Genomic DNA, 8,219 nt, shown 5'->3' with positions numbered 1-8,219 from the left:
ACCCGCCGGAGAGGCGGGTTTCAGGTCGAACGAGAGTTCGTTTAAGTTGGTTGCGGGAGTAGGATTTGAACCTACGACCTTCAGGTTATGAGCCTCAAAGGCTACTTATAGCCGAATATTGATGTAGATATTTTTATCGTTACTTACCATTATGTTAGTAGCATTTCTGATCACTTCAAACAATCCCGACATTGCGCAAGATTACTCCAAGATGTAGCACCAGTGTAGCACCAGTGTAGCACCGCGTTTGAAGGATAGATTTTGAGCAGCCACCATATCAACTTCACCAAGGCCGCATTGCTGAAGGCCCCAAGCCCGGCGAAGGGCAAGAAAGATTACTACTACGACGAGCGGGAAAAGGGTCTGTTGATGGCGGTCACTTCCGCAGGCACCAAATCGTTCTATCTCTACAAACGCATCGACGGACGCCCGGAACGGCTCTTACTGGGCCGGTTTCCCGATATCAGTATCGAGAATGCCCGCAAACTTGCGGCGAGCGCCAAGGGTGAGATTGCGACGGGACAAAACCCGCAAAAGGACAAACGCGCGATCCGTGACGAGATGACCTTTGCGGCGCTGTTTGCCGACTACATGGACAAATATTCGAAGGTCCATAAACGGTCATGGGCCTATGACGAGCGCGAGGTGAACAAGTTTCTGTCGCACTGGTTCAAGCGCAAGATATCATCGATTGAACGCGCCGAGGTCGAACGGCTTCACGCCAAGATCGGCAAGGAAAATGGCCTCTATCAAGCCAACCGCCTGTTGGAGCGCATCCGGTCGATCTTCAACAAGGCGATAGATTGGGGGTGGAACGGGACCAACCCCGCCGTTGGCATCAAGAAGTTCAAAGAGAAAAGCCGCGACCGGTTTTTGCAGCCCGACGAATTGCCGCGTTTCTTTGAAGCACTGGCGAATGAACCCAATGAGACCGCGCGGGATTTCTTTATGATTTCTCTGCTGACGGGCGCGCGGAAATCAAACACGCTTGCGATGCGCTGGAGCGATATCAACTTCACCACCGCGACTTGGCGGATTGAAACCACCAAAAATGGCGACGCCCAAACCATCCACCTGCCCAAAGAGGCCATGACGATCCTGACCGAACGGAAGTGGAAAAGCGAAAGCCCGTGGGTGTTTGAAGGCAACGGCGCCAAGGGGCATTTTGCGGACCCCAAGAAGGCTTGGGAACGCATTTGTAAACAAGCTGGAATTGAGGATTTGCGCATCCACGACCTGCGCCGGACGCTGGGCAGCTATCAGGCGGCGACGGGGGCCAATGGCTATATCATCGGCAAATCACTGGGCCACCGCAGCCAGCAATCCACCGCGATCTATGCGCGGCTCAATCTCGACCCGGTGCGGGACAGCGTGAACAAGGCCACTGACGCGATGTTTGGCTATATGCGGCCCACCGAAGGCCATGAGGTCGAGCAGTGAGCTACTGTTGGCCTATGCCGCCTATTTGCAGCACAACTTTTGAGGGGCAGTTCTATGACCAGATATTTCCGCCCAGTTTCTTTGGAGAACTGTCTGACTTGATGGGCATAGCGCAGAATGCGCCGAACCTTTCGGCACTGCGTCAGGGTCACTATCAGGCGTTTTCTGAATTTGTGACCGGCCAAATTGAGCAACGTAGCTTTCAGAGCCTCAAGGCAGAGAACGCGCGTTTGGATCGGGTGGCGAAAGATGCGGACAGGCTGCTGCAATCCCTGACCGGCTTATATGACTTCGGGCAGGCTCAGGGTAAATTGAAACGAGAAGTGGAAACCAACCCGACGAGCTTCACCAGCTCGAATGGTGATACATTGGCGTCACTTCTAGACGATACCCGGCCAGATAACCCGTTCTTCATCATCAAGCAGTTTGTCTCGGATATTTCGATTTCCGCACAAAGGGCCAAGGTCACAACGCCAAAGCCAAGCGAGGGCCTGCCCAAAAGCAAAGAAGGCGACTTCGATCTGGCCCCTATAGAGGCTCTTGTGTGTGACAGGGACTTAGCGCCATCGAGGGATGACGCCGCCGATCTAGCCCGTTGGAAAGAGCAGAGCGAAGCCCACAAGCTGGGCGGTGATCATGCGTTACTGCAATTCGTAAAGCGCTTCAAAACCGCTTGGGTGGCACTTTCCCCCCATCCTTTTACGCAGGGGCATTATTACGAAAAGATCGGCCATGAACCTGCAAGAACGGTCGCCGCGTTAAAGCTGTGCTTTGCGTCATTTGCGCCAGAGATCAACCCGCAGGCGATTGTTACCGCCATCCGCAAAGTTCAGGCAGGGTAGCTAAAATATCTTGTTGCAAATTCCGGGCGCAAAACACGCCCGGCTCTTGCCACCAGCTTAAATGGAAGCGCCCCAAGGCTTCTGGTAATTTCTTTCCATGGCTCAAACCGGAAAGGAACTGCCTGATATGACAAACGTTTTCCCATCCAATCTTATGACACCCGAGCAAGTCGCGGACTATCTTGGGGTCTCTGTCGAAACCCTCAACGTGTGGCGCTGCACCAAGCGCTATAACCTTCCCTACGTCAAAGCCGGACGGCTTGTGCGCTACCGCCTTCAGGATATCGAAGCGTTTGTAACCTCTCGTATGCAGGGAGAGAGCAATGCTTGATAGCTGCTGGAAATCAATCGACTTTGCCGTGATCAACCTGTCCTGTCTGCACCGACTCCCGTCCCTTCTGGCGGCTTGGTTGCCTGACGGGCAACGGAAAGGGCGCGAATGGGTGGCTCTTAATCCCACACGGCAAGACCGTCACAGGGGGTCGTTTCGGATCAACCTGGACAAAGGCTGTTGGGCCGATTTTGCCACCGACGACCGGGGCGGCGATCCGATCAGCCTCTACGCTTACCTGAACGGATTGAGCCAATCGGAAGCGGCCCGCGAACTGCGCAAAGATTGGGGGGCGGGACAATGACGGCAGCGCCCCTACTGCCAACGCATCCGAAGTGCGGCCCGCCATCTATCGCCTACACCTACCACGACGCCACGGGCGCGCCTGTTCTTGTCGCCAATCGCTACGACCGGCGGGACGGGACCAAGTTCTTCATACCCTTCGACGTGTCGCGGCAAGAGTGGAAAGCCCCCGCTTTGCGGCCCCTCTACAATCTGCACCAGATTGCCGCCGCCGACCCTGACCAAGTGATTATCTTTGTTGAGGGCGAGAAATGCGCCGACGCTTTGACCGGTTTGGGGTTCTTGGCGACCACCAGCTTTGGCGGGTGTAACGCTTTGTCCAAAACGGACCTGTCGCCGCTTGCCAATCGCCGCGTGGTGATCTGGCCGGACTATGACGAACCGGGCGCAAAGTACGGACATGCCGTTAAAAGCACGCTTTCCAAAACCATGCAAACCCCTGCATTCGCAGTCATCTTGGGTCCGGAAATGCACAGGAAATTCAAGGAAAGAGACGATAAGAACGGCTCTGTCAAAGGCTGGGACGCAGCGGACGCCATTGAACAGGGCTGGACAGAAAGTGACGTAAAAAGCCTGATAAGGCACGCAATGGACGACACGGTAAAACCCCGCAAAGCCGTTCAAAACCAGCCGTCCTTAGACAGTATTGAGCTTTGGCACACTCCGGAGAAAGAGGCGTTCGCATCGGTGATGTTTGCCAACCATGTGGAAAACATGGCGCTGGACTCCACGGATTTCCGGAATTTTCTGTCCTATCAGCACTATCAGGCAGAGGGCAAAATGCTGTCGCAAACCGCGCTGGACGACAAACGCCGGACAATGGCGGGCGAAGCGCTCTTCAGCGGCCCGGAATATCCCGTCTTCAACCGCTTGGGGTCGGTCGATGACTGCCTTTATCTGGACCTTGGCGGCAAAGATTGGGCCTCTGTCTGCATCGACGCAAACGGCTGGAAGATCGTCCAACGCGGCGCGGCCCGGTTCAAGCGCTCTCGCGCCATGCAGCCCTTGCCCACCCCCGTCACCGGCCCTGCCGATATCGACCTGTTGCGTCCCTTTTTGAATGTCGGTTCCGAAACCGACTTCAGGATGTTGGTGGCGTGGCTTCTGGGATGCTTCCAACCCAAAGGCCCCTACCCCATTCTGATCCTGACCGGCGAACAAGGCAGCGCCAAAAGCACCACCGCCAAAGTGTTGCGCAGCCTGATTGATCCGGCCAACCCGATGACGCGCAGTGCGCCGCAGTCAGAACAGGATCTGGTCATCGCGGCGCGGCATAATCACGTTCTTGCCTTCGACAACCTGTCCAATATCAAGCCCAACCTTGCCGACGCTTTGTGCCGGATTGCGACCGGCGGCGGATTTGGCACCCGCAAGCTGCACACCAATGCCGAGGAAGTGCTGTTTGATGCCACCCGCCCGGTGCTGCTGAACGGCATCCCCGATCTTGCCAGCCGCCCCGATCTGGCGGACAGGTCGATCATCGTATCTCTGCCTGTCATCGAAGAAACCAAGCGGGAATTTGAGGCTGAGTTCTGGGCGCGATTCAATCAAGCCGCGCCGCACGTCCTTGCAGCGCTTTTGAACGCGACAAGCACGGCCCTTGCGCGGCTGTCATCCGTCATCCTCACAGAGCGCCCCCGCATGGCGGACTTCACCAAATGGATCACTGCCGCAGAACCCGCGCTAGGCTGGCCTGAAGGGGCATTTACCGAGGCCTACACGGCCAACCGGCAATCTGTGGATAGCGCAGCCATTGAAGGCAACCCCGTGGCCGAAGCCATCGTTAGCATGATCACCGACCACGGCCCGTTCAAAGGCACCGCAACCGAACTGACAAAAGCGCTGCGCAGTCTCTATCCCCAACTCACCGACGACCCGCTGATATTCCCGCGTCAGCCCAACAAACTATCTAGCGAGCTAGAGCGGGTGCAGCCCCTCCTGCGCCGCCAAGGCGTCACCATGTCCAAAGCCCGCCAAGGCAAAACCGGCCAACGCGCCATCTGCATCAAACATGGATAAAGTATCGTCAGCATCGTCAGCCTTGCCCATTTGGCTGACGCTTCTGACGGTGCTGACGATAAAACTGGTTTGTTGTGATATGAATTGGGCGTTTCCGGCCCATAGCCTTCTTTCGTCGGTCACTCAAACGCTGTGCCGCAAATTCACCAAACCAGCCGTTCGATGGCCAGCGCAACAAAAAAATATCCAGATAGGTTAAACAACTATTCCATCTCCCATCGCTTAACGGCCCACTCTCCTTCAGCTGAGGCATGACGTCTAGCAGTAACTGCTCCAACGTTTTTGACATGGCGCTTGGTTGAAATCCCAAACTCCCGCATCATCCTCTCTACAGAATGGTCATGCCTCGCACGTGCCAAAGATGAAGGAACCGCAGTGAGAAAAAGGTTCGCGGTGGCTGAACCTAGCCGCTCCAAATCTTCCGGGCCAGGAAGTCCAGCACTCCGGTTCCAAGGGGTAACGACCGCGATCACATCAACGGACAGCACGTTATCCCACAAATCGATATTGTGTCCGTTCTCCGATCCATGGTGGGGTACCTTGAACAGGCTTACGTCGCCACTTGGGCGGTTCGTGGAACACACAATTGACGCCCATCCTGCTCGCGCATCCGCAGTATTTTCCAAGTCGGCGCCCAAGATCACGTTAGTTTTTCCAATCGAAACCCATGCCGCTACCGAATGATTGTTCTTCCCTTCGGGTACGGCTCGACGCATCGTCGTCTTGGCCTTTGGAAGAAGAGAAGCGAAACGGCTATTGCTCTCCAGAACTTGAAAAGCAGATGGGGATAACGTCCAAACCTCACAGTTTTCACCATGTGCTAGTTCGCGACCAGTGATGTTCAAGATTCGCTTGTCTTGCCCCCCGCGAAGCGGATTTCTCTTTGGATCCCTCATTTTTTCTAACACTGCCACGAATTCATCGACACCAGTTCCAAGCGCTGAGGCTCTATTTGTTGAATAGGCAGATAGAAAATCAATGAATTCGCTCCGAGTTAGTGCCTCAGAAATGCAAATTCCGGCGGATTCACACCGCTCAAGGAGTTCATTGAGTCCTCGAATATGATCATCGTGCCAATGGGTTACTAGCACGAGCTCAACTTGTTTGGCTGGGTCAACACCGATTAGTTCAAAGTATCTTAGCGCGACGGGAGGCGTTTTCGCGCCATGCTTGCAAGAGTCTACAACGATCCATCGCCCGCTCCCGGCGTGAACAACGATGCACTCACCATACCCAGGGCCAAAAACCGTAATTTCAATCTCTTCAGGTAGCGGGGGTTTTTTCATCAGCCCAGGCAATATCGTTCATGACAGAGTCCAGGTGTGACCGTGCTTTGATCATGGCCTCCTGCCTCCAAGCCGGTAGGCGACGAAAAATCAGTCGAGAATACTGTTGTCTTGTACCCGAAATGGCCTGAACACCAATGACCAAGCGGAACAAAGCTCCTGGCTGTATCAAATCACGGTCGCCTGGGTCGACACGGTCAATCGAGAACTCTGAGAATTCATCGAAGTCTACTTGGCTTCCCTTCACCACCTTCATTTTACAACTGAAGTGGTCTTCGGCTATCGTTTCGACAACGCCCTCCCATTCGACAATCTTACCGGTTGAAGAAGGTGCAGTTCTTACCTGCAGATCAGTTGGCGGAGAAGCACGACGCACGACACCTTTTGCAAGGTCGATGCCAATGACGTCCCGTACAACATCGTCGTTGTAACGCCGATACTGCTCCGCAGATATCACACCATCTAGGGTTTGATCAGCCTCAATCTCACAGCGCGTCAAAAAGCGAGTCTTTGGGTGGGTTACTTCGCCAGAAGTCTGAAAATTTCGGTCAAAAGCGTACGCGGTTTGTGCCATTATTCTGCCATTTCTACAAAGTGGTTAATCAATTCTTCGCTATTTTTTAAAGCAATCTCGAACTCTTTGTCCAATTTTTCAATGGCCTCTCTGGCCCCAGCATGTTCCGGAACATCCTTCAGTTCAAAATGCCGATTGGTCGCAACGAAGATACCCGTGTTTTTGTCAATCGCGCTTGAAGGCTCGACCATGGCTTCAAAATGCCCTCGAGAATCGTCATCCTCTAGAACTTCTCGCATACGAATGGACATCATTCCGCCAAGTAAGGCCCCGCTACTTTCTTCTACTCTGTTTCCAAATGCACCCCACGGACCAGTTGGGGCAAGTCGTCGGCCGATTTCCGTTCTTTTGTCTTTGGTCGAAGTCCTAAAATGCACGGACTTATTTATGCCAAAGCTGCTTATTTTCGAATGCGGCAGGACGTCGCCGAAGATTTTAGAAACGAAGTCTAACAAACGAATCTCTGGCGCTACAGAAGTCTCGACTTGAAATTTGCTGGCTTCGACATTTATCGCAATATCACCTAGAACGATAATCGAGATCTCGTTATGGACAACTTTTGTCTCCGCTATGGCAGCTATCTCGCTGGAGATAACACCATGCAACTCAAACCACGACGGATGAAAGATTGCCGGGTTAAAACTGCCCAGCAATACGATTGACCAATTTGATCTTTCGATTTCAACCAAGATTTTTGCCCACCGTCTCCGAGAGTGTCGAAGCTCTCACGCTCCCAACCTTGCATCGCGTATAGACATTGGAACCCGATCAAGCAACACCCGTCGCGATAGCAAGCTGCCGCAACGATCTAGACTGTAAAGGTCAAAAAATGGTTCAAGGTGTCCTGTGCGCTCGCTCGTCGCAACATGAGTTGTAGTAAACGCCTTGCCTTTGATCAGTGTTTGCTTCGGACTAACGGCCTACAGGGGCCAAGCTGGATACTGAAGGTGAGCCGTAGCCCTTGCGGCAAGCTTTTTGAAAGCTATCTTCCTGACCAGAGCTAAACTCGATGCCTGGCGCATCATGAGTGTCTGCGTTCTTGCCCCTTGCCCCTTGCCCCTTGCCCCTTGCCCTTTGAATGGCCGCTTGCCTGTCCAACGATCAATCTTCGCGGGTGCAGTTAACGGCAGCTTTCCGCTGATTCGTCAGCAACACCATTGCGACCCCTTCGCGTATGCAGCGGAGTTCTGGGCTATCGTCCCACTGCTTTTGCTTCCACAGAGCTTCCACGGGTTCAAAACGTAGCACCAGCGTAGCACCGAGCTTGAGGCGCGCGAATGCAAGAAGCCGCCCTTGGGCGGCTAAGTGTAAGATAATGTAGTTGTATTTTTGGTTGCGGGAGTAGGATTTGAACCTACGACCTTCAGGTTATGAGCCTGACGAGCTACCGGGCTGCTCCATCCCGCGCCAATTTTGTCCGATCA

General features: G+C 54.0%; 8 protein-coding genes and 1 tRNA gene. 5 read left to right on the top strand and 4 right to left on the bottom strand.

Going from position 1 to position 8,219, the window contains the following annotated elements; all coding sequences use genetic code 11:
* Nucleotides 1-261: 261 nt before the first annotated feature.
* The 5 genes from EDD52_RS23045 (at nucleotide 262) to EDD52_RS24200 (ending at nucleotide 4,935) form a co-directional block, all read left to right on the top strand.
* Nucleotides 262-1,440, top strand: coding sequence for a tyrosine-type recombinase/integrase (locus EDD52_RS23045; protein WP_132248961.1), 1,179 nt, complete (start codon nucleotides 262-264; stop codon nucleotides 1,438-1,440).
* A 98-nt stretch (nucleotides 1,441-1,538) separates the two neighbouring features.
* The gene (locus EDD52_RS23040; protein WP_165907657.1) at nucleotides 1,539-2,282 is read left to right on the top strand and encodes a hypothetical protein; all 744 of its coding nucleotides are present in this window, start codon (nucleotides 1,539-1,541) and stop codon (nucleotides 2,280-2,282) included.
* Between the two features lie 127 nt (nucleotides 2,283-2,409).
* Complete coding sequence (locus EDD52_RS23035) at nucleotides 2,410-2,613, top strand: helix-turn-helix domain-containing protein (RefSeq protein WP_132248959.1); 204 nt, start codon at nucleotides 2,410-2,412, stop codon at nucleotides 2,611-2,613.
* Nucleotides 2,606-2,917 carry a hypothetical protein gene (locus EDD52_RS23030; RefSeq protein ID WP_132248958.1) on the top strand — a complete coding sequence of 104 codons (312 nt, stop codon included), beginning with the start codon at nucleotides 2,606-2,608 and terminating at the stop codon, nucleotides 2,915-2,917. The genes EDD52_RS23035 and EDD52_RS23030 overlap by 8 nt, the downstream gene beginning before the upstream one ends.
* The gene (locus EDD52_RS24200) at nucleotides 2,914-4,935 is read left to right on the top strand and encodes a hypothetical protein (protein ID WP_132248957.1); all 2,022 of its coding nucleotides are present in this window, start codon (nucleotides 2,914-2,916) and stop codon (nucleotides 4,933-4,935) included. The genes EDD52_RS23030 and EDD52_RS24200 overlap by 4 nt, the downstream gene beginning before the upstream one ends.
* Before the next feature lie 203 nt (nucleotides 4,936-5,138).
* On the opposite strand, the gene EDD52_RS23020 is transcribed toward EDD52_RS24200, so the two are convergent.
* The 4 genes from EDD52_RS23020 to EDD52_RS23005 all read right to left on the bottom strand — a co-directional run bounded on the left by EDD52_RS23020 (nucleotide 5,139) and on the right by EDD52_RS23005 (nucleotide 8,202).
* Nucleotides 5,139-6,221, bottom strand: a complete 1,083-nt coding sequence (locus tag EDD52_RS23020) for an MBL fold metallo-hydrolase (protein WP_132248956.1) — start codon at nucleotides 6,219-6,221, stop codon at nucleotides 5,139-5,141.
* Nucleotides 6,199-6,795, bottom strand: coding sequence for a hypothetical protein (locus EDD52_RS23015; protein ID WP_132248955.1), 597 nt, complete (start codon nucleotides 6,793-6,795; stop codon nucleotides 6,199-6,201). Before EDD52_RS23015 ends, EDD52_RS23020 begins: the two co-directional genes overlap by 23 nt.
* Nucleotides 6,795-7,484 carry a hypothetical protein gene (locus EDD52_RS23010; protein WP_132248954.1) on the bottom strand — a complete coding sequence of 230 codons (690 nt, stop codon included), beginning with the start codon at nucleotides 7,482-7,484 and terminating at the stop codon, nucleotides 6,795-6,797. The genes EDD52_RS23015 and EDD52_RS23010 overlap by 1 nt, the downstream gene beginning before the upstream one ends.
* Before the next feature lie 641 nt (nucleotides 7,485-8,125).
* Nucleotides 8,126-8,202: transfer RNA gene (locus EDD52_RS23005), tRNA-Met, on the bottom strand.
* Between the last annotated feature and the right edge of the window lie 17 nt (nucleotides 8,203-8,219).

It is taken from the genome of Primorskyibacter sedentarius, assembly GCF_004342065.1.
Taxonomy (GTDB): Bacteria; Pseudomonadota; Alphaproteobacteria; order Rhodobacterales; family Rhodobacteraceae; genus Primorskyibacter; species Primorskyibacter sedentarius.
This window is presented reverse-complemented; position numbering and strand designations above follow the sequence as displayed.